The sequence below is a fragment of the Pseudomonas sp. LBUM1641 genome, from assembly GCF_059716235.1.
On sequence record NZ_CP166815.1, the window covers coordinates 2,848,029 to 2,869,146 of the forward strand.

24 protein-coding genes are annotated in these 21,118 nt (G+C 60.5%); 16 read left to right on the forward strand and 8 right to left on the reverse strand.

The genetic code is table 11. The features are described from left to right. Positions 1 to 75 precede the first annotated feature (75 nt). Positions 76 to 1,266 carry a sugar transporter gene (locus tag ACA046_RS13025; protein WP_497676710.1) on the forward strand — a complete coding sequence of 397 codons (1,191 nt, stop codon included), beginning with the start codon at positions 76 to 78 and terminating at the stop codon, positions 1,264 to 1,266. 47 nt (positions 1,267 to 1,313) lie between these two features. Here ACA046_RS13025 and ACA046_RS13030 read toward each other — a convergent pair whose 3' ends face one another. Genes ACA046_RS13030 through ACA046_RS13055 form a run of 6 tightly spaced genes read right to left on the reverse strand, consistent with a single transcriptional unit; the run spans position 1,314 to position 7,457 of the window. Then, positions 1,314 to 2,273, reverse strand: a complete 960-nt coding sequence (locus tag ACA046_RS13030; protein ID WP_076016335.1) for a sugar-binding transcriptional regulator — start codon at positions 2,271 to 2,273, stop codon at positions 1,314 to 1,316. Positions 2,274 to 2,330: 57 nt separating this feature from the next. Next, positions 2,331 to 3,131, reverse strand: a complete 801-nt coding sequence (locus ACA046_RS13035; protein WP_497676711.1) for a glucose 1-dehydrogenase — start codon at positions 3,129 to 3,131, stop codon at positions 2,331 to 2,333. Positions 3,132 to 3,149: 18 nt separating this feature from the next. Next, positions 3,150 to 3,914: an SDR family oxidoreductase gene (locus tag ACA046_RS13040; protein ID WP_497676712.1), complete on the reverse strand. Its 765-nt coding sequence runs from the start codon at positions 3,912 to 3,914 to the stop codon at positions 3,150 to 3,152. Positions 3,915 to 3,936: 22 nt separating this feature from the next. Continuing rightward, positions 3,937 to 5,451: a sugar ABC transporter ATP-binding protein gene (locus ACA046_RS13045; RefSeq protein ID WP_318302484.1), complete on the reverse strand. Its 1,515-nt coding sequence runs from the start codon at positions 5,449 to 5,451 to the stop codon at positions 3,937 to 3,939. A 15-nt stretch (positions 5,452 to 5,466) separates the two neighbouring features. Then, the gene (locus tag ACA046_RS13050; protein WP_076016331.1) at positions 5,467 to 6,399 is read right to left on the reverse strand and encodes a sugar ABC transporter substrate-binding protein; all 933 of its coding nucleotides are present in this window, start codon (positions 6,397 to 6,399) and stop codon (positions 5,467 to 5,469) included. A 50-nt stretch (positions 6,400 to 6,449) separates the two neighbouring features. Further along, a complete protein-coding gene (locus ACA046_RS13055) occupies positions 6,450 to 7,457 on the reverse strand; it encodes an ABC transporter permease (RefSeq protein WP_497676713.1) in 1,008 nt (335 codons plus the stop codon). A 363-nt stretch (positions 7,458 to 7,820) separates the two neighbouring features. Here ACA046_RS13055 and ACA046_RS13060 point away from each other — a divergent pair, with 363 nt between their 5' ends. The 9 genes from ACA046_RS13060 (at position 7,821) to ACA046_RS13100 (ending at position 15,677) form a co-directional block, all read left to right on the forward strand. Then, positions 7,821 to 8,657: a transketolase gene (locus ACA046_RS13060; RefSeq protein ID WP_497676714.1), complete on the forward strand. Its 837-nt coding sequence runs from the start codon at positions 7,821 to 7,823 to the stop codon at positions 8,655 to 8,657. After that, on the forward strand, positions 8,647 to 9,579 hold the full coding sequence (locus ACA046_RS13065) for a transketolase family protein (protein WP_497676715.1): 933 nt from the start codon (positions 8,647 to 8,649) through the stop codon (positions 9,577 to 9,579). The genes ACA046_RS13060 and ACA046_RS13065 overlap by 11 nt, the downstream gene beginning before the upstream one ends. 5 nt (positions 9,580 to 9,584) lie before the next feature. After that, the gene (locus ACA046_RS13070) at positions 9,585 to 11,054 is read left to right on the forward strand and encodes an FGGY family carbohydrate kinase (RefSeq protein WP_459028264.1); all 1,470 of its coding nucleotides are present in this window, start codon (positions 9,585 to 9,587) and stop codon (positions 11,052 to 11,054) included. Further along, positions 11,021 to 11,488, forward strand: a complete 468-nt coding sequence (locus ACA046_RS13075) for a lysozyme inhibitor LprI family protein (RefSeq protein ID WP_497676716.1) — start codon at positions 11,021 to 11,023, stop codon at positions 11,486 to 11,488. The genes ACA046_RS13070 and ACA046_RS13075 overlap by 34 nt, the downstream gene beginning before the upstream one ends. Positions 11,489 to 11,680: 192 nt before the next feature. Further along, positions 11,681 to 11,884, forward strand: coding sequence for a toxin-antitoxin system YwqK family antitoxin (locus ACA046_RS13080; protein WP_497677075.1), 204 nt, complete (start codon positions 11,681 to 11,683; stop codon positions 11,882 to 11,884). Then, on the forward strand, positions 11,881 to 12,309 hold the full coding sequence (locus ACA046_RS13085) for a tetratricopeptide repeat protein (RefSeq protein WP_497676717.1): 429 nt from the start codon (positions 11,881 to 11,883) through the stop codon (positions 12,307 to 12,309). The genes ACA046_RS13080 and ACA046_RS13085 overlap by 4 nt, the downstream gene beginning before the upstream one ends. Before the next feature lie 18 nt (positions 12,310 to 12,327). Next, on the forward strand, positions 12,328 to 12,798 hold the full coding sequence (locus ACA046_RS13090) for an SMI1/KNR4 family protein (RefSeq protein ID WP_497676718.1): 471 nt from the start codon (positions 12,328 to 12,330) through the stop codon (positions 12,796 to 12,798). Between the two features lie 435 nt (positions 12,799 to 13,233). After that, positions 13,234 to 14,787 (forward strand): TerC family protein, encoded by a 1,554-nt coding sequence (locus ACA046_RS13095; protein WP_459028266.1) that lies wholly within the window; start codon positions 13,234 to 13,236, stop codon positions 14,785 to 14,787. A gap of 47 nt (positions 14,788 to 14,834) precedes the next feature. Beyond that, a complete protein-coding gene (locus tag ACA046_RS13100) occupies positions 14,835 to 15,677 on the forward strand; it encodes a PhzF family phenazine biosynthesis protein (protein ID WP_459028268.1) in 843 nt (280 codons plus the stop codon). Here the strand turns inward: ACA046_RS13100 and ACA046_RS13105 are convergent. Together ACA046_RS13105 and ACA046_RS13110 are read right to left on the reverse strand one after the other, a co-directional pair. Then, entirely contained in the window at positions 15,613 to 15,990 is a 378-nt protein-coding gene (locus ACA046_RS13105; RefSeq protein WP_497676719.1) for a thioredoxin family protein, read from the reverse strand. The genes ACA046_RS13100 and ACA046_RS13105 overlap by 65 nt on opposite strands. Positions 15,991 to 16,146: 156 nt before the next feature. After that, positions 16,147 to 16,383 carry a hypothetical protein gene (locus ACA046_RS13110; RefSeq protein WP_497676720.1) on the reverse strand — a complete coding sequence of 79 codons (237 nt, stop codon included), beginning with the start codon at positions 16,381 to 16,383 and terminating at the stop codon, positions 16,147 to 16,149. 336 nt (positions 16,384 to 16,719) lie between these two features. On the opposite strand from ACA046_RS13110, the gene ACA046_RS13115 reads away from it, so the two are divergent. The 6 genes from ACA046_RS13115 to ACA046_RS13140 all read left to right on the forward strand — a co-directional run bounded on the left by ACA046_RS13115 (position 16,720) and on the right by ACA046_RS13140 (position 21,114). Then, on the forward strand, positions 16,720 to 17,568 hold the full coding sequence (locus ACA046_RS13115) for a transporter substrate-binding protein (protein WP_318302480.1): 849 nt from the start codon (positions 16,720 to 16,722) through the stop codon (positions 17,566 to 17,568). A gap of 52 nt (positions 17,569 to 17,620) precedes the next feature. Further along, complete coding sequence (locus ACA046_RS13120; RefSeq protein WP_076016320.1) at positions 17,621 to 18,283, forward strand: amino acid ABC transporter permease; 663 nt, start codon at positions 17,621 to 17,623, stop codon at positions 18,281 to 18,283. A 9-nt stretch (positions 18,284 to 18,292) separates the two neighbouring features. After that, entirely contained in the window at positions 18,293 to 18,955 is a 663-nt protein-coding gene (locus ACA046_RS13125) for an amino acid ABC transporter permease (RefSeq protein WP_003207996.1), read from the forward strand. Beyond that, complete coding sequence (locus tag ACA046_RS13130) at positions 18,952 to 19,737, forward strand: amino acid ABC transporter ATP-binding protein (RefSeq protein WP_169388036.1); 786 nt, start codon at positions 18,952 to 18,954, stop codon at positions 19,735 to 19,737. The genes ACA046_RS13125 and ACA046_RS13130 overlap by 4 nt, the downstream gene beginning before the upstream one ends. 23 nt (positions 19,738 to 19,760) lie before the next feature. Beyond that, a complete protein-coding gene (locus ACA046_RS13135; RefSeq protein ID WP_003208000.1) occupies positions 19,761 to 20,150 on the forward strand; it encodes a RidA family protein in 390 nt (129 codons plus the stop codon). Between the two features lie 199 nt (positions 20,151 to 20,349). Continuing rightward, on the forward strand, positions 20,350 to 21,114 hold the full coding sequence (locus ACA046_RS13140) for an IclR family transcriptional regulator (protein WP_076016318.1): 765 nt from the start codon (positions 20,350 to 20,352) through the stop codon (positions 21,112 to 21,114). Positions 21,115 to 21,118: the final 4 nt, after the last annotated feature.

The window sequence follows — 21,118 nt, forward strand, 5'->3', positions numbered from 1 at the left end:
TATTTTTTGCGCGCGGCTCAAGGCCCGGCATCGGGCCGGCTTGATCTGCGCGCAAACGAGTACGACGACCTGTAAATGAGCATTTCCGCCGCAACACCTCAAGCCAACTGGCAACCGGTCTTCGCCCTCGCGTTGGCCGCTTTTGTGTTCAATACCACCGAATTTGTGCCGGTCGGCCTGCTGAGTGCCATCGGCGCGAGCTTCGACATGCCCATCGCCAGCGTCGGCCTGATGCTGACCATCTACGCCTGGATCGTGTCCCTGACCTCGCTGCCGGTGATGCTGCTGACCCGCAACGTCGAGCGGCGCAAGTTGTTGATCGTGCTGTTCGGCATGTTTATCGCCAGCCATATCCTGTCCAGCGTGGCCACCAGCTTTGGCATCCTGATGCTCAGCCGGGTCGGCATTGCGCTGTCCCATGCGTTGTTCTGGTCGATTACCGCCTCCCTCGCGGTGCGCCTGGCGCCGGAAGGCAAGCAAGTGCAGGCCCTCGGCTTGCTGGCTACCGGTACGTCGCTGGCGATGGTGCTGGGCATTCCGCTGGGCCGCCTGCTGGGCGAAGCCATGGGTTGGCGCACCACCTTCCTGGTGATCGGTGCTTTTGCTGCCGGGCTGGTGTTCTGGCTGGCGCGCACCTTACCGCTGCTGCCGAGCCAGAACTCTGGTTCGTTGCGCAGCCTGCCACTGCTGTTCAAGCGCCCGGCGCTGGTGGCGCTGTATGTGCTGACGGCGATGGTGGTGACGGCGCAGTTCACGGCCTATAGCTATGTTGAACCGTTCGTTGAAGGCGTTGCGGGCATGAGTGGCAACACCGTGACCCTGATCCTGCTGGTGTTCGGCGGCGCGGGCATCATCGGTTCGCTGCTGTTCAGCCTGGTGCATCGCTTTAACCCGCATCGATTCCTGATCACCGCCGTGACTGTCCTTGCGCTGTGCCTGGCGTTGCTGCTGCCGTTGAGTGGCGAGGTGTCGTACCTGGTGACCCTGAGTGTGTTCTGGGGTATGGCGATCATGGGCTTTGGTCTTGCGCTGCAATCGAAGGTACTGGTGCTGGCGCCGGATGCGACGGATGTGGCCATGGCGATGTTTTCCGGGATCTACAACATCGGCATCGGCGGCGGGGCGTTGATGGGCAGTTGGGTGGGCAGCCACTTTGGTTTCGCCTGGATCGGCGCGGCGGGCGGGTTGCTGGCGGCGGTGGCGCTGATTGGGTATTGCCTGGCGATTCATCGGTTTGGGCAAGGCGTGGCGCGCGCCCCTCTGTAGGAGCGAGCTTGCTCGCGAAAAATGTGAAGGCCCCGCTGGGTATCAGATTACCCAGGTGTATTTAACGCCTGGGCAGTGTCCAGATCCGTGATCAAAACATCCAGATAACCGCCCTTGAGCGCGCCGCGAATCGCCTGGACCTTGCTTGGCCCCCCCGCCAGGCCCAGCACCCGCTGGATCGAACGCAGTTTCGGCAGGGCCACGGACACCACGAATTCCTCGTCCTCTTCGAGCACCGGGCGCCCTTCGGCGTCGAAGTAGCGCAGGCAAATATCCCCCACCGCGCCGCGCTCGGCCAGCAGGCGCAGCATGTCTTCGGTGTAGTAGTTGCCGCTGTTGCGCAGCAGTTGCGAGGGCTCCAGGTCGCCAATCCCGACAATCGCCAACGTGATGCTGTCAAAGCGGTTCAGCACTTCCTTGACCTCTTCCATCTCGATGATGCGCTGCTTGCTCTCCACCGATTGCTCGATGCTTTGGGACGGCAGCAGGAATGCCGGGCAGTTGAGCAGGGTGGCCAGGCGTTGGGTCAGCAGGGTGGCTTCAAACGCACCCTTGTTGCCGACACCGCCGAGCAGTTGCACGACTTCCTGGGCGCCCTGTTTGCCGGGCTGTGCGTGCAGGTGCCCAACCATGGCGCGAATGGTGCTGCTCCACGACGAGATGCCGATGTGGTCCTGGGGCGACAGGCTGGTCTCCAGGTAGTGCGCGGCGGCCGAGCCTATGGCTTGCTTGATGCTCTCATCAACGCCCGGCTCGGTGGCCTCGACCACGATCACCCGGCGCACGCCATAGCGGCGCTGCAACTGGGTTTCCAGCTCCAGGTGCAGGCCCTGCAGGCGCATGACGGTGATCTTCACCACGCCTTCCTGCAGGGCCCGGCGCAGGGCGCGGCTGATAAAGGATTGGGACAAATCCAGCTGTTCGGAAATCTCGGACTGCTTGAGACCTTCTTCGTAATAGAGGCTGGCGATCTTGGTGATCAGCCGTTGTTCTTCGATCTGGCTCATGACGGTCTCAGTCAATGACATCAATAGCCGGTGAGGATACCAAACCGGCGCCGCTCGTTACGACATGATCAGGCCGCCGTCGATATTGATCGCCTGCCCGGTGAGGTAAGCCGCGTCGTCCGAGGCAAGAAACGTCACCAGCCCCGCCACGTCCGAGGGCTTGCCGGCGCGGCGCAGGGGGATGTTCTTGACCCATTCGGCCATCAGCTCGCCCTTGCCGTAGCGTTTTTCGTCGGTGCTGAGGATTTCGCCCCACACCCGGTCGTTGTAGTCCCACATTTCGCTTTCGATGATGCCGGGGCAGAACGCGTTGACCGTGATGTTGTGCCGCGCCAGTTCCAGCGCCAGGCTTTGGGTAATGCCGATCACGCCCATTTTGCTGGCGGCGTAGTGTGGGGTATAGATGAAGCCCTGGCGGCCCTGCCCGGAAGAGGTGTTGATCAGGCGCCCGCTGCCTTGTTTAACCATGTATTTTGCGGCTTCCCGGCAACCGAGCCACACGCCGGTGGTGTTGACTTGCAGCACCTTGTCGAAGTCGGCGCGGGGCATTTTGTCGAAGTGGTCGATGGTGATGATGCCAGCGTTTTGCACCGATACGTCGATGCTGCCAAATCGCGCGTGCGCCTCACTGTAGAGCTTCTCGATATCGCTTTCACTGGTCACGTCGATGGCCAGGGCCAGGGCGTTGACCGCGTATTCCGTCGCCAACTGCTCGGCGGTGAAAGTCACGCGTTCCAGATCATTGGAGGCCATCACCAGGTTGGCGCCTTCCTGGGCGAAGCGTTCGGCAATGCCGGCACCGATGCCACGGCAGGCGCCAGTGATCACTACGGTTTTACCGCTGAATCGTTGAGACATTTGAAGGGCTCCAGTGAGTTACCAGCACACAAAACCGCCATCGACCAACAGGTCGACGCCGGTGCAGAAAGACGACGCCTGGCTGACCAGGAAAATCGCCGGGCCGACCATTTCTTCAACGCTTGCCATGCGCCCCATGGGCGTGGTCTGTTCGAAAATCTTCACCTGGTCGGCCACTTCCGGGCGCGAGTTCATCGGTGTGGCGGTGTAGCCAGGGCTGATGCAATTGACCCGCAGGCCTTTGTCGGCCCATTCCATCGCCAGGCTTTTGCTCAGGTGAATCACCCCGGCCTTGGAGGTGTTGTAATGAGCTTGCAGCAGGCCACGGTTGACGATGCTGCCGGACATCGAGGCGATGTTGACGATGGCCCCTTTGCCTCGGGGCAGCATCACGGCCGCCTGGGCCTGGCAGCTCAGGAAAATCCCGGTGAGGTTGATGTCGAGGGTGGCTTGCCAGCGTTGCAGTTCGAGGTCTTCGGCGGCCTGGGCATTGGCGATACCGGCGCAGTTGACGGCCACGCTGAGGTAGCCCAGGACTTTTTCAGTGCGGGCGATGGCGGCGTCGAGGGCATTGCGGTCGGTAACGGTACCGGCCAGGGCCAGGCCGCGACGGCCAAGGGCTTCGATGCGTTCTACAGTGCTGCGGATACCGGGGCTGCCGGGCAGGTCGAAGCAGGCCACATCGGCCCCGGCTTCGGCCAGGCCCACGGCGATGGCCTGGCCGATACCGCTGCCGGCGCCGGTGACGAAGGCGACCTGATCTTTAAGACTGAAAAGTTGCATGGGTTGCTCCACGTCGAATTGTTTAAGCCGTAGCCATTTCCATGACTGAAACCGGGGTTGCCGCGCCGCGCTCCAGAATCCCCATCTGCCGCCCTCGGCTCATCACCATCACCCGGTGCGACAGGCCGAGCACTTCATCCAGGTCGGAGCTGACCACAATCACCGCCATGCCATTGGCCGCCAGGTCTGCGATCACTTCATAAATCGCCGCGCGGGCGCCGACGTCGATGCCTCGGGTCGGTTCATCCAGAATAAATACTTTCGGGTTACGGGCGAGCCATTTGGCAATGATCACTTTTTGTTGATTGCCGCCGGACAAGCTGGAGATGCGTTGCTGCGGCGCACCTTTCACACCCAGGCGTGTCGCGGCTGCCTGGGCAAACTCCCGCAGGCGGCCGGGCAGCACCCAGCCACGCTTGTCCAGCAGGTCGGTATTGCCATACATCATGTTGTCTTCGATGCGATGCTCCACCACCACGCCTTGTTGCTTGCGGTCTTCGGGCACCAGCACCACGCCGGCCTGGATCGCTTCGGAAGGGGAGCGCAGGCGGCGGATTTCACCGTCCAGCAGCATATGGCCCTTGATGTCCTGCGCCGCACCGGCGATGGTGCGCACCAGCTCGGTACGGCCTGCGCCCACCACGCCAGCGATGCCGAACACCTCACCGGCGCGCACGCTGAAGTCGATCCCGTGCAAGGCGAATTCCCGGCAAGTGAGGTCTTTGATCTGCAACATCACCCGCGCTTGTGGCGGCTGCAGGGCGGGGAAAATCCGCTCCAGGCTGCGCCCGACCATTTGCTCCACGAGCTCGCGCACCGGCACCTGGGCGCTGGCGTGCAGCGCGATCTGGCGACCGTCGCGCAGCACCAGAATCCGGTCGGCGATGCGTGCGATTTCTTCCAGGCGATGGCTGATGTAGATGAACGACACGCCTTCGGCCTTGAGCCGCTCGACCTGCTGGAACAGCAACTCGGTTTCCTCGCCACCCAATGCAGCGGTGGGTTCGTCGAGGATCAGCAGTTGTGCATTCAGGGTCAGCGCCTTGGCAATTTCGACCAGTTGCTGGGCCGCGACGCTCAAACCTTCAACCTTGCGCGACGCCGGGACCTTCAACCCCAGGCGCTCAAGTTGCTTCTGCGCCTGGGCCTCGATGTACTCGCGGTCGACCCGCCCGTGACGCATGGGCAGGCGTCCGACGAAGATGTTTTCGGCAATCGACAGTTGCGGCAGCAGGCGGATTTCCTGGTGGATCAGGCCAATACCTGCGCCCAATGCAGCACCCGGAGAGGCCGGCGCGTAAGGTTCGCCGAGCCAGGTCATGCTGCCTCCGGCCTCGGGTTGCACCAGGCCGGCAATGATCGACGACAGCGTCGACTTGCCCGCGCCGTTCTCCCCGAGCAACGCCAACACTTCGCCGGGGCGAATGTCGACGTTGATCTGCGACAGCACCTGCACCGGGCCATAAGCCTTGCCGATATTGCGCAGGCACAGCACCGCTTCCGGTTGTGCCTGGCGATTATCCAGAGCTGCTTGCATGAAGACCTCCGGGGCTTACGGGTGCTGTTGCAGGAAAGGCGCGACGTTGTCCTTGGTGGTCAGCACGGTAGGCAGCAGTTGCTCCTTGGGTACGTCTTTGCCGGCCTTCAAGTCAATTGCCGATGCCACGGCCAGGCGGCCCATCTTCTGGGTCTGCTGGGTCATGGTTGCATTCAGCACGCCGCTTTCCACCGCCTTGAGACCGGCGACGTCACCGTCGAAGCCCACCACGACCACCTTGTGATCCAGGTTACCGACCTTGACCGCTTGGGCTGCACCCAGCGCCATGGCATCGGCACGCCCGAAGAACACGGTAATGTTCGGGTCACGCTGGAGCAGGTCCTGGGCCACGGCGAAGCCTTTATCCTGGGCCCATTCAGCCGGTTGTTCGGCAACGATCTTCAGGCCGGGGAAGGCTTTCAGGCCTTCCTGAAAACCTTTGGCCCGGTCGTTTTCCGGGGTGGTGCCCAACTGGCCTTGCAGCACCGCGATGCGGCCCTTGCCGTCGGTGACCTTGCCTACGTATTCGGCCAGGGCCTTGGCGCCGGCCACGCTGTCGCTGGCGATAAAGGTATCGCCGGGGGCGTCAGGGGCGTTGCGGTCTACGGCGATCACTGGAATGCCGGCAGCTTTGGCGGCTTTTACCGGCACACCGGCGGCAGTGGCGCCAGCCGGGATGTAGATCAGCACGTCGATCTGGCGGGTGATCAGGTCTTCAATCTGGCTGACCTGGGTCGAGGAGTTGCCCTGGGCATCCACGGTGATCACCTTGATCCCCTTGGCCTTGCCTTCGGCTTCCACCGATTGCTTGATCTGGTTAAAGAAGTCGGCCTGCAGGTTGGCCACGGCAAGGCCGATGGTCAGGTCCTTGGCCCAGGTGGTGCCGGCGGTGGCTAAAGTGGCGGCGGCGAGGGCGGTAGCCAGTAGCAGTTTCTTGGTGCTGAACATGTCGGTGACTCCTGGTTTTATTGTTGGAGGGTGTCAACTGTCGAACAGGTTTAACGGGCAGTGCTGGAGCGGCGTCGCAGGGTATCGATGGTTACGGCGAGGGCGATGACCACGCCGATCACCACTTGTTGAATAAAGGGCGAGACGCCCAGCAGGTTCAGGCCATTGCGCAACACGCCAATGATCAGCACACCCACCAGGGTGCCGCCGATACTGCCCACGCCGCCGCTCAGGCTGGCACCGCCGATCACCACCGCGGCGATGGCGTCCAGCTCCAGGCTCAGGCCGGCACTCGGTTGCGAGGAGTCGAGGCGGGCAGCCAGGGTCACGGCGGCGATGCCGGCGAGAGCACCGCTGATGGCGTACACCCACAGCGTAATCGCGCGCACCTTGATACCTGACAGCCTTGCCACTTCCGGGCTGCCGCCAATCGCATAAAGGTTGCGACCGCCGGCGCGAAAGCGCAGGAACACCCACGCCACCACCAGCATCACCAAAAACAACCCGACAGTGGCCGACAGAAAACCGAAGTGGCGTACGGTGGCCAGGCTGGTGAACCAGTCGGGGAAGCCGACAATCTGCCGGCCTTCCGTCAGGATGTTCGCCAGGCCGCGAGCTACCGACATCATGGTCAGCGTGGCAATAAACGGTGGCAGCTTGGCGAAGGTAATCAGCCCGCCCGACACCAGGCCTGCGAGCATGCCGGTGCCGATCGAGATCGGAATCGCCAGGCCCAAAGGCACGGCCTGGTCCTGATACAACCAGCCGAGCATCATCATGGAGAAGGCCAGCACCGAGCCTACTGACAGGTCGATCCCGCCGATCACAATCACGGCGGTCATGCCGATGGCGAGAATGCCCAGCACGGTGACCTGATCCAGAATGTTCAGGCCGTTACGCAGGGAAAAGAAGAATTCGGAACTGAAGGAGAAAACCAGCACCAGCAGCAAGAGGCCGATCAGCGGGCCGCCGATATTGCTGGGAAGCAGTTTCACCAGGCGTGGGCGACGGGTCGGCTTGAGGTCGGCCGGGTGATGGACAGAGGCTTTGGCGTCCACGTTGTTCTCCTGACTTATTTTTTTTGGAGTTCGTCAGGTGGCTTTGAATATTTATGCATGCCTGACTGTTAATTCAGATTCTAGTGACACGGTGTCAAAGTCAAGCGCTTTAATTTTCTTGAGTCCTCCCTAACCTGCGTTTTTGCCGCTCTGAAACCAGCGCGATAGACGAGTGCGCGAAGGTTTTTCGCCGTCTGTCCGAGGGGCATTTGCGACTTTTATTTCATTTTTCAGCCGTTCGCTCCCTTGACCTGCTGGCGGATCGGCGTCTAAATAGAAATATATTGTCATGGCTGAATAAATATTCAAAAGGCAGCCTTGGACACTTTCACCTCGCGTGGTCAGCCTCAAAGGAGCCGCTGCATGAATGCTTTCCAGTACGACGCCCGCCAGATAAAAGAACAGGCCCGCCTGATCCGGCGCCATGTTATCCGCCTGAACGCCGACTCACCGGCGGGCGGCCACACCGGTGCTGACCTCTCGGAAACCGACATCCTCGCCACCCTGTACTTCCGCATCCTCAACACGGGCCCGGAACGTACCGAAGACCCCGAGCGCGATATCTACATCCAGAGCAAAGGCCATGGCGTGGGCGGGTTGTACTGCTGCCTGGCACAAGCCGGCTACATTCCAGAGGAATGGCTGGCCACCTACCAACACTTCAACTCCCACTTGCCGGGCCACCCCGTGCGGCAGAAAACCCCCGGTATAGAACTCAACACAGGTGCTTTGGGCCATGGCTTGCCCGTGGCGGTGGGGTTGGCGCTGGCAGCAAAAATGTCCGGCAGTAAAAAACGCATTTATGTGCTCACCGGCGACGGCGAGCTGGCGGAAGGCTCCAACTGGGAGGCGGCCATGGCTGCCGCCAAATACGGCCTGGATAACCTGTTTGTGATCGTCGACAAGAACAAGCTGCAACTGGCGGGGTTGACCGCGGAAATCATGCCGCTGGACCCGCTGGACGTGAAATGGGCGGCGTTCGGTTTCGGCGTCAGCGAGTGCGACGGCAATGACGTCAGCCAACTGATCGAAGCCCTGGAAACCATGCAGACCAAGACAGGCGCCCCCCAGGTGCTGATTGCCCACACTATCAAAGGCAAAGGCGTGTCCTTTATCGAAGCCCGCCCCGAATGGCACCACCGCGTGCCCAAGGGTGATGAAATCAACGCAGCACTGGAGGAGTTAAGTCATGGCGAGTGAACATTTGGCGAGCGTCATGGTGGAAGCCTTCATCGCGGCGGTCGACGCCGGGCTCGACGTGGTGCCGGTGGTCAGCGACTCCACGTCCACGGCCAAGATCGGGCCGTTTGTGCAGCGTTTTCCCGAGCGCTTGATCAACGTGGGCATTGCCGAGCAGTCACTGGTCAGTGTCGCGGCCGGGCTGGCGCTGGGCGGCAAGATCGCGGCGACGTGCAATGCCGCGCCGTTTTTGATCTCCCGGGCGAATGAGCAGATCAAGGTGGACGTTTGCTACAACCAGGCCAACGTCAAGATGTTCGGCCTGAATGCCGGCACCAGCTACGGTCCGCTGGCCAGCACTCACCACAGCCTGGATGACATTTCGGTGATGCGCGGTTTTGGCAACGTGCAGATTTTTGCCCCGGCCGACGCTATTGAATGCCGCCAGATTGTCGATTATGCCCTGCGTTACCACGGCCCGGTGTATATCCGCCTGGATGGCAAAGCCCTGCCGGACGTGCATGGCGATGATTATCGTTTTGTGCCGGGGCAGGTCGATGTACTGCGCCACGGGGCGCACGTCAGTATCGTCGCGTTGGGATCGGTGGTGCATGAAGCGGTGGACGCTGCCCGCGTTTTGGCGGAGCAGGGGATTGAAGCGCAAGTGATCAACCTGTCGTCGATCCGGCCGTTGCAGCGTGATGCATTGCTCAGTGCCCTCAGTGTGACGGGCGGTGTGATCACCGTCGAAGAGCACAACATCAATGGCGGCCTCGGCAGCCTGGTGGCCGAAGTGCTGGCCGAGGCCGGACTGGGCGTCCCGCTGATCCGCCTGGGCATCGGCGATGGCGAATACGCCGCTGCCGGCGCCCGTGAACCGACCCGTGCCTTGCATAACATCGACGCGGCTGGGATTGTGGCGGCAGCCACTCGGTTGCGGTGAATCACATGACTGAAAATACTCCGCTGATCCTGGCGATAGACGAAGGCACCAGCAACGCCAAGGCGGTGCTGGTCAACGAACGTGGGCAGGTTATTGCCCGAGGCTCGCGGGCCTTGAGCATCAGCCATCCCCAGGCCGGATTCTCCGAACAGGACCCGTTGCAGATCTGGGCGAATACCCTGGCGGCGATTGACGAGTGCCTGGCCCAGGTTGATCGGCCGATTACGGCCTTGGCCATCAGTAACCAGCGTGAATCGGTGGTGGCCTGGGACCGTCACACCGGTGAGCCGCTGTCGCCGTGCATCAGTTGGCAGTGCCGGCGCTCCACGGCGCTGTGTACGCAACTGCACGAGCAGGGGCATGAAGCAACCATCCTCGCCAAGACCGGCCTCGCCCTGGACCCGATGTTTTCGGCGGGTAAGTTTCGCTGGATTCTGGACAACCTTGAAAACGGCCATGCGCGGGCGGCTGCCGGTGAAATCTGCCTGGGCACGGTCGATAGCTGGTTGCTGTGGAAACTCAGCGGCGTGTTCGCCACCGATTACTCCAACGCGTCACGTACGCAACTGTTCAACCTGCACACCTGCGCCTGGGACCCGGAGCTGCTGGCCCTGTTTGCCATTCCGGCGGCGGCGCTGGCACCAATCCAACCCAGTGCGGGGTTCTTTGCACAGACCAAAGGTTTCGGGCGTTTGCCTGCCGGGATTCCGGTGATGTCGATGATGGGTGATTCCCATGCTGCGTTGTACGGGCAGGGTGGGTTTGCGCCGGGGTTGGTCAAGGCCACCCTCGGTACGGGTTCTTCACTAATGACGCCCATGAGCGGGCCGATTGCGTCCACCCATGGTTTGTCGACTACATTGGCATGGCATGACGGTTCGGCACCGACCTACGGCATGGAAGGCAACATCGTGCACACCGGTGCGGCGGTGCAATGGGCTTCGCGGTTGGTAGCGGGTGAGTCACTGGATGCGTTGACCGAACAGGCGGCGCAACTGCCCGACAATGGTGGCGTGTACTTTGTCCCGGCGCTTTCCGGGTTGGGTGCTCCGCACTGGAAGGCCGACGCGCGTGGGTTGATCTGTGGCCTGACTGAAGCCACGGCGGGCGCACATATTTTGCGGGCCTCGCTGGAGTCCATCGGCTATCAGATTCGGGATGTGTTCGAGGCGATGCAGCAGGATATTGGCAGCCCGTTGAAAGAGCTGTGGGTGGATGGTGGCGCCACGCGCAATCGCTGGCTGATGCAGTTTTTGGCGGACCTGTTGCAGCGGCCGGTGGTGCGAAGCCTGTCGCCGGAGGTGTCGGCGCTGGGGGCTGCGCACTTGGCAGGCCGGGCGTTGGGCATCTGGGCCAGTGATGCGGCGTTGGTGGGGTTGGAGCGACAGCGGGAGTGGTTTGAGCCGGCTGTGGACGCCGCCATGGATGCGCGATATGGCGAATGGAAAAAAGCACTGCAGCGGACACTGTGCTGATCGCTCGCGAAGAAACTGAGAACGCCGCTGAGTGTCAGACAGACGATCAACAGGAGGATATTTCCATGGCAGTTCGTTTGATTAAACCGGCGGTATTCGCAGTGCTCGCCGGGTTTTCCGTGTTGTGGCTCAGCCCTGCAAGCCTGGCGGCCAGTTTTGACTGTGACCGGGCGAAGGCGGCTGACGAGAAAACAATCTGTGCCACGCGCTCCCTGAATGATCAGGACGTGACAATGGCGCTGCTTTATGACCTCAACCGGCACTTCATGGCTATGGGCGGGCGCGGTTCGTTGATGGATGATCAGGCTGTGTGGCTCAAGCAGCGGCATACCTGCGGGGCGCAAGTCGGTTGCCTGAGCAAAGCCTATACGCAGCGTATTGCGATGTTGCGCAGCTTTATTGATGAGCGGGTGATTACGAAGGGGCCGTTCTGAATAACGGGCATAAACGTACAACGCCGGCTAAAGTCAGTTTTCTCAACAGAGTCTGAAAGCACATCAACACACCGCAGCAGGTTTGCCATGGACGAAAAACCAAACGCGTTACACATAGCGGAAATTCCCTACGAGACCGGTGAGGTTCGATTCAGGTATTCGCGTTACCTGTCCGAGGACGGCACGCAATGGATTCGGCATGGGCTTTTTCGCGCCTACCACCCAAACGGCAACCTGGCTTCCGAGGGGAATTACGTGGATGGCGCCGAACACGGTGACTGGCGGGACTACCACGACAATGGACGGGTAGCGGCGCAGGGCGTTTATGAGCGTGGCCAGGAAGTTGGGCTGTGGTCGTTCTGGGATGCAGATGGATCTCTGGAGGAGTCCTCATGAGCACTGAGCTTGCGTCGTTGCTGCACGAAGAGATCCAGTCGCTATGCAGTGCAGGTGATCAATTGGCCGATGAAGGCCGCTATGAAGAGGCCATCGAGCAATACAACAAGGCCTGGATTTTGATCCCCGAACCGAAAAATAACTGGGAAGCCTCCACCTGGGTATTGGCTGCCATCGCTGATGCATGCTTTTTATCCGGATTCAACGGCTCAGCCCGGGATGCCTTGGACTATGCGATGACCTGTCCGGGCGGTCTCGGAAATCCGTTTTTACATCTGCGCCTGGGGCAGGTTTTGCTGGATCAAGGCCACGATGACTTGGCCGCCGATGAATTGATGCGGGCATACATGGGCGCAGGGGCCGAGATCTTTGAGAGCGAGGACGGGCGCTATCTGCGCTTTCTTGGCACGCGGGCAAATCTCTAGACGCGAGGGCGGGTGTTGATGTCCACGTTGGCAATGATCCGGCAGCAATGTTTGCTTTTGAATGGCGCGCGCGCCGTTGAGCCTGGGTTTCTTGATGAGGTGCAGAGCCAGCTTGGCCTGGAGCTTGCGGATGATTTTCGTGAGGCTGCCGAGTTCTTCGATGGCTCTGGAATCTACGTGTTGCCCTTGCACGCAATAGGGTGGGCGCCTGCGCCGAATGTCCTGGATGAAACCAGAAGTCTTCGAGAGCGTGCCGGGCTTGCGCGGCAGTTTTTGGTATTAGCCCAGCCGCCGGCCAGTTTGATCGTGATGGATTGCTCGGGCGGAGGCGGTCGGGTGATTTGGTGTGACGACGTCGATGTATGTCGCTTGGGTAGGGAGGCCTTGTTGACTGCGCCGGATTCATGGCCGACGTATACCGCGTTTCTTGAATACCTGATCAGTGAAGAGCAGCAAGATCGTGTGGATCTGCCCGACGATAAAGCTTGATGCTACGAGCCTGGCTGAAGTCCAGCGAGAGGGTGACGCGGAGCGTCACGGTATGCATTCCCACGCAGAGCGTGGGAACGATCAAATGCTCAAAATTTGTTATGGGCTGTCCCAACCATAGTGAAAAATTGTTGGCTCACGACATTCTCCCTAATATCAGAATGCTTGATCCTACAGATCTTGTAATAATTTTAGATTGTAAGAAATTCCTATTTCGCCTGTACGATTCAAGTCCTTTTTCCACAACAGGACCTACATGAACACCCTCTCGGAGCCTCCCAGTCGTCTTTCCCCAAGACATGCACTGTCGCTGTTCCCGCTGATCGCCTGCCTTCAGGCCAAGCATCCCGTCTTCCGATTGCCTACCCTTACCCGGTCCCTCGACCGTGCGTTGCCGTGCCCGGCATTCTGAAAAACTTGAAGAGATACTGAAAAATGGAATGGTTAGCGGATCCAACGGCCTGGCTTGGCCTGTTGACTTTGATTGTGCTGGAGCTGGTGCTGGGCATCGACAACCTGGTGTTTATCGCGATCCTGGCGGACAAGCTGCCGCCGGAGCAGCGTGACCGTGCGCGTCTGATCGGTTTGTCCCTGGCATTGCTGATGCGCCTGGGCTTGCTGGCAAGTATTTCCTGGTTGGTGACCCTGACGCAGCCGCTGTTCGAGGTGTTCGACAAGAGTTTCTCGGGCCGTGACTTGATCATGCTGTTTGGTGGTGTGTTCCTGTTGTTCAAGGCCACCATGGAATTGCATGAGCGGCTTGAGGGGCATGTGGCCCAGCGCACTGGCAACGTGGCTTATGCGATGTTCTGGCCGATCGTTGCGCAGATTGTGGTGCTGGATGCGGTGTTCTCCCTCGATGCGGTGATTACCGCCGTGGGCATGGTGGATGAGCTGGCGGTGATGATGATCGCGGTGATCATTTCCATCGGCCTGATGATCGTTGCCAGCAAGCCGCTGACCCGTTTCGTCAACGCCCACCCGACGGTGATCATGCTGTGTCTGGGCTTCCTGATGATGATCGGTTTTGCCCTGACCGCCGAAGGCCTGGGCTTTCACATTCCTAAAGGCTATCTGTATGCGGCCATTGGTTTCTCGATCCTGATTGAGGTGTTCAACCAGATCGCCCGGGCACGCCGCAAGAAGTCGGCACAGGGCACGCTGCCGGTGCGTGAGCGTACGGCCCATGCGGTGATGCGTTTACTCGGCGGGCGTAACCTGGCGGTGGAGGAGGTCGGTGACGAGGTCGCCGACCTGCTGGATAACCCTGATGCCAACGGCGGGCCGCTGTTCGATCGGCGTGAACGGGTGATGATCAGTGGCGTGCTGCAACTGGCTGAACGTCCGATCCGCACGCTGATGACGCCTCGGGCGAAGGTAGACTATATAGATCTGTCGGACGATCCCGACACTATCCGCCTTAAACTGATGCATTCGTCTTACTCGCGACTGCCCTTGATCCGCAACGGTGCTGTCGACGAGCCATTGGGTTTCGTGCACAAGAAGGAGTTGCTCAAGGAGTATCTGGGCGGAAACGAGCCAAATCTGGAGCACTTGGCGCGCCGGGCGATCAACCTGCTGGAGAGTTTTTCGATCCTCAATGCCTTGGAGCAGATGCGCCAGGAATCCACCCACATTGCCTTCGTGATCAACGAATTCGGCGACTTTATCGGCGTGTTGAGCATGACCGACATTCTTGAGTCCATCGCCGGTGAGTTGCCGGACGCGAGTGAAGTCGAAGGGCCGGATATCGTTGAGGAGGAGGGTGGTTTCCGGGTCAATGGTGCCTTGAACCTTAACCTGATCAGCCAGCGCACCGGCTTCAAGGCGGTGGCGACGGAGGATTACCAGACCCTGGCCGGTATGGTGATGAGCCTGCTGGATCGCCTGCCGGTGGTGGGCGACAGCCTGGAGCATGAAGGCTGGCGCCTGGCCGTGGCGGCGGTGGAAGAGCGGCGGGTCACGCAGGTATTGCTGGCGCCGCTTTAGCTGGATAGCATCGCCGCTCACTGAACCGTTAAGTAAGGGTTGCCCGAATGACTTTGGACGTGCTTAAGATTTCTGCATTTTGTGACGGTAACCAGGGCGGTAACCCGGCAGGCGTATGGATCGGTGACAACCTGCCGGAAGCCGCAGAAATGCAGCGTATCGCCCACGAAGTCGGGTTTTCGGAAACCGTATTCGCCTGCCCGCAGGATGACGGCTGGCGTGTGCGGTACTTCGCGCCGGAGTCCGAAGTCGCGTTTTGCGGGCACGCCACCATCGCCCTCGGCGCGGCCTTGAGCCTGGCGCTGGGCGATGGCGAGTTCCACCTGACCTTGAACAACGGCGATATTTCCGTCAGCGGTCGCAGCGAAGGCGACCTGATCGAAGCCGCGCTGCAATCCCCGCCAACCCGTAGCGCGCCGGCCAACGATGCGCTGGTGGACGCGGGCCTGACGTTGTTCGGCTACACCCGCAATGACCTGGACCCCAGCATTCCGCCGGCGATCGTCCATGCCGGTCTCTCCCACCTGGTGCTGGCGCTCGACAGCCGCGCCAAGCTCAGCCAGATGCACTATGAACTGGAGGCCGGTCGCCGCTACATGACGGACGCCGGTTTGGGCACCGTGGTGCTGGTGTTCGCCGAAAGCCCGACGCTGTTCCACACCCGCAACCCGTTTGCGGTGGGCGGTGTGTACGAAGACCCGGCTACAGGCTCCGCGACGGCCGCACTTGCCGGCTATCTGCGGGACCTGGGCTGGCCGCACAACGGGTGCATCAACATCATTCAAGGCGAGGACATGGGCAGCCGCTCGCGTTTGCAGGCGCAGATCACCGATGAGAAGGGTGCCTCGATTCGGGTTTCGGGGACGGCGCGGTTGATGTTGGAGGACTGATTCTGGTCTCGGCGAACGTCTCCCTCAGAGTTTTTTCGTCGAACCCCTTCAGCCTATTGATCATCTTGCCATTCTGAAAAACCAGGAGGGTGGGAGTGCCGGTTACCTCGGGGTGTCTCGGGGTTTGGGCTGTGTCGAGCACCAGGCTTTTCACGGTGCTGCCGTATTTCCCGGCAATCCGCTCAAACAGTGGCCTGGCTTCCCCGCAGGCCGGGCAATGCTGCGAAACAAACAGCATGAACACCGTTTCATGCGACTTCAGTACCTGCTGATACGCCTCGGCATCGGCAATCACCGCCGTTGCAATTCCCATAATGATCTCCATGGCAAAAGGGCATGCCCCACGCTAAGCCCGGCGATCAAAACGGTCTACTGTCAAAACTAACAGGTACCCACCTCCAAGGAGTCGAACCGGCCATTGTGGCGAGGGAGCTTGCTCCCGCTGGGCTGCGCAGCAGCCCCAAGGCTTTCAGCGCTCCGCCCGTTCCCGAGCCTTCTTCGCCAGCCCCACGCACTGCTTGTAATCCCCTTTCTCCTTGGCGTCCTTGGCCCGGCGATAACCGTGATGGTTTTGACTCATATAGTCGGTCGCAAACGCCGCCTTCAGCTTGGCCAACTCGGCCTTGCATTCACGACGGTCATCCTTGGCGAACACATTGCTGGCAAACACCAGCGACAACAACATAAGGACAAGGCTGATCTTCATCTGAACGCATTCCTTGGGGAGGGCCGATCATCTGCCAAGCCTAGCCCAGCCACAGAATTCTTCCATCCAGCACCGCACCGCTTTCATGCCCGGTAACGAACCACACCCGCACCCAAATGTGGCCTGTCACCTCGCTGTGTAGCCAACGGTAGCAACCTGATTTCAACAGATGGCCCAGCGCCTCATCGGCGATACAAATTTATCCCGTTGATTTAAAAAGAAATTAATCCCGCAATACTTTTCTGTTACCGCGTATGGCACACTTTCTGCTGTCTATTCCGTTGTTACATACTTAGTTCCGGTATAGCGGAATACACAACTCCTGGAGTGCTTGTTATGCATCACCGACCTTCCGTGTTCAAAGCGTGTGTTTTTCTCTTCGCCGCATCGGCTTCCCTCGCAGCAGCAGTGCAAGCGGCGGACAGCAAGCTCGATACAGTGCTCAAGCGTGGGCACCTGATCGTGGGTACAGGCAGTACCAATGCGCCGTGGCACTTCCAGGGAGCGGATGGCAAGTTGCAGGGTTTTGATATCGATATCGGTCACATCGTGGCCAAGGGGTTGTTTAACGACCCGAGCAAAGTCGAATACGTGGTGCAGTCCTCCGACGCCCGGATTCCCAACCTGCTGACCGACAAGGTCGACATGAGCTGCCAGTTCATCACCGTCACCGCCAGCCGCGCGCAGCAAGTGGCCTTCACCCTGCCGTACTACCGCGAAGGCGTGGGCCTGCTGCTGCCGGCCAACAGCAAGTACAAGGAAATCGAAGACCTGCAAGCCGCCGGCGACAGCGTCACCGTGGCCGTGCTGCAAAACGTCTACGCCGAAGAACTGGTGCACCAGGCATTGCCTAAAGCCAAGGTCGACCAGTACGACAGCGTCGACCTGATGTACCAGGCCGTGAACTCCGGCCGTGCCGACGCCGCCGCCACCGACCAGTCCTCGGTCAAGTACCTGATGGTGCAAAACCCGGGTCGCTACCGCAGCCCGAGCTACGCCTGGAGCCCGCAGACCTACGCGTGCGCCGTCAAACGTGGCGACCAGGACTGGCTGAACTTCGTCAACACCGCCCTGCACGAAGCCATGACCGGCGTGGAGTTCCCGATGTACAAGGCCTCGTTCAAGCAATGGTTCGGTGTGGATCTGCCAGAGCCTGCGATCGGTTTCCCGGTTGAGTTCAAGTAACCCGTAAACACTGGGGCGTCGCTGACGGCGCCCCAATCAGGTACTGCTGACCATGAACTATCAGTTGAACTTTGCCGCTGTGTGGCGCGACTTCCCCAGCTTGCTGGCGGGGCTCGGCCTCGGCCTTGAATTGGCACTGCTGTCCATCGCCATCGGTTGCGTGATCGGCCTGTTGATGGCGTTTGCCATGCTGTCCAAACACCGTGCGCTGCGCATTGGGGCCTCGGTGTATGTGACGGTGATCCGCAACACCCCGATCCTGGTGCTGATCCTGTTGATCTACTTCGCCTTGCCCAGCCTGGGGATCCGGCTGGACAAGATCCCCTCGTTCATCATCACCCTGTCGCTGTACGCCGGTGCCTACCTGACCGAAGTATTCCGCGCCGGCCTCTTGAACATTCCCAAGGGGTTGCGTGAAGCGGGCCTGGCCATCGGCCTGGGCGAATGGCGTATTCGCGCGTACATCACCGTGCCGGTGATGCTGCGCAACGTGCTGCCGGCGCTGTCGAACAACTTCATCTCGCTGTTCAAGGACACCTCCCTGGCGGCCGCGATCGCGGTGCCGGAGCTGACCTATTACGCCCGCAAGATCAACGTCGAAAGCTACCGGGTGATTGAAACCTGGATGGTCACGACCGCGCTCTACGTGGCTGCCTGTTACCTCATCGCCATGCTGCTCCGTTACCTGGAACAGCGTTTGGCGATTCGCCGCTAAGGAGCGCCCATGTACGAATCCCCCAGCTGGCTGCATGAGTTGTGGATCGCCCGGGAAACCCTCTGGGCGGGGTTCCAGACCAGCGTCTACTGCTCGGCCCTGGCGATTATCTTTGGCACTCTGATCGGCATCGTCGCCGGCTTGGTGCTGACCTACGGCAAATTCTGGATGCGTGCGCCGTTTCGCCTGTACGTCGACCTGATCCGCGGTACACCGGTGTTTGTGCTGGTATTGGCATGCTTCTACATGCTGCCGGCACTGGGTTGGCAGATCACTGCGTTCCAGGCCGGCGCCGTGGGCTTGACGCTGTTCTGCGGCTCTCACGTTTCGGAAATCGTGCGCGGTGCGTTGCAAGCGATTCCCAAAGGGCAACTGGAAGCCGGCAAGGCCATCGGCCTGACGTTCTACCAATCCCTCGGCTACGTGCTGTTGCCCCAGGCCCTGCGGCAGATCCTGCCGACCTGGGTCAACTCGTCCACGGAAATCGTCAAGGCGTCCACCTTGCTGTCGGTGATCGGCGTGGCCGAATTGCTGCTCAGTACCCAACAGGTCATCGCCCGGACCTTCATGACCCTGGAGTTCTACCTGTTCGCAGGCTTTATGTTTTTTGTCATCAACTACGCCATCGAATTGTTGGGGCGTTACATTGAAAAGCGGGTGGCGTTGCCATGAACCAACTCTCAAAAGAAAGCCAGCCACTCCTGAACATTCGCGGCCTGCGTAAACAGTACGGCCCGGTGGAAGTACTCAAGGGCGTCGACCTGAGCATGCAGCGCGGCAATGTCGTGACGTTGATCGGCTCCAGCGGCTCGGGCAAGACCACGCTGCTGCGCTGCGTCAACCTGCTGGAAGAATTCCAGGGCGGCCAGATCACCCTCGACGGTGAATCCATCGGCTACAGCGACGTCGGCGGCAAGCGTGTGCGCCACCCGGAGCGCGTGATTTCCCAGCACCGCGCGATGACCGGCATGGCGTTCCAGCAGTTCAACCTGTTCCCGCACCTGACCGCTTTGCAAAACGTCACCCTGGGCCTGCTCAAGGTCAAGAAGATGGGCAAGGACGAAGCGGTGGCGCTGGCGGAAAAATGGCTGGACCGCGTCGGCCTGCTGGAGCGCCGCAATCACTTCCCAGGCCAGCTGTCGGGCGGCCAGCAACAGCGCGTGGCGATTGCCCGCGCGATTGCGATGAACCCGAGCCTGATGCTGTTCGACGAAGTCACCTCGGCCCTGGACCCGGAACTGGTGGGCGAAGTGCTCAGCGTGATCAAAGGTTTGGCGGAAGAGGGCATGACCATGTTGCTGGTCACCCACGAAATGCGGTTTGCCTATGAAGTCTCGGACAAGATCGTCTTCATGAACCAGGGCCGCATTGAAGAACAAGGGCCGCCGAAAGACATTTTCGAACGCCCGCAATCGCCGCGACTGGCGGAATTTCTCAAGAACATTCGTTTTTAAATCATCACTTCAGGAGATCCATTATGAGCATTACTCGTTACGGCACCGGCGCCACGGCCGGCGGCGGCCAGCCTCGTCCTTTCGCCCGCGCGGTGGAAGCGGATGGCTGGTTGTACGTGTCGGGCCAGGTGCCGGCGGTGGACGGTGAAATCATCACCGGCGGCATCGTCGAGCAGACGCACCAGACCATGCGCAACGTAGTAGCGATTCTCGAAGAAGCCGGCTACGCCCTTGAAGACGTGGTACGCGTGGGTGTATGGCTGGAAGACCCACGGGACTTCTGGAGCTTCAACAAAGTGTTCGGCGAATACTTCAACCCGGAACATGCCCCGGCGCGGGCGTGTGTGCAGGCGAACATGATGGTCGATTGCAAGGTTGAGATTGATTGCGTGGCCTACAAGAAAAAAGGCTAAATGCCAGGGGCCTGAGCCAGTCCAGTGTGGGAGCTGTCGAGCCCTGGCGAGGCTGCGATGGGATCACCTCGGTGGCCTGTCAGACCGCAGCGCCTGCATCGCAGCCTCGCTAAGGCTCGACAGCTCCCACATTAAATCCAGCTAGCCCAAATGATGCAATTAGCCAAGTAACACGACTTTGACGGGACCCGAAACTGCCATGACCGAAGACACCATCAAACGCCGCGCCAAAGGCCTCGACCGGGCGTTCGATATCCTCGACTTCCTCAAGGAAATCGGCCAACCCCTGCGCCCGAATGATATCGCCAGCGGCATCGGCAGCCCCAAATCCACGGTCTACGAACTGGTGGCCTCGCTGCTGGAACGGCGCATCCTCGAAACCGTCGGCAAGGACGGTCACGTCTACCTCGGCCGTCAGCTGTACTTCCTCGGCCAGGCCCACCTGCGCCATTTCGACCTGACCCGCGAAGCCGACCACGCCCTGCAGGAAATCGTCAGCCAGACCCACGAAACCGCCCAGATGTGCCTGCTCAATGGGCGCAAATACACCGTGGCCCTGATGCGTGAAGGCGAGCGGCATTTCCGTATTTCCTCAGACATCGGCGAGAACGCGCCAATTCCCTGGACCGCCTCCGGCCGCCTGCTGCTGGGCCACCTGAGCGACCAGCAAATCATCGACCTGATCGACAACGACGACTTCATCCTCCCGGACGGTCAGCGCCTGCCTCTGGAAACCTTCCTCGGGCAAATCCGCCAGGCCACCCTCGACGGATTCTTCTCCTTCGACAGCGTCGCCGACACCTTTACCCATTGCTTTGCCGCCCCGGTTCGGGACGCCCAAGGCATCAGCATTGCGACTCTGTGCATCGTCGCCCCACGGGCCGATGCCATCAAAAACTACAACGACTATCGCCGGGTGCTGATCGACAGCGCGAACAACCTGGCCCGTCGCATCAACGAATAGGAAA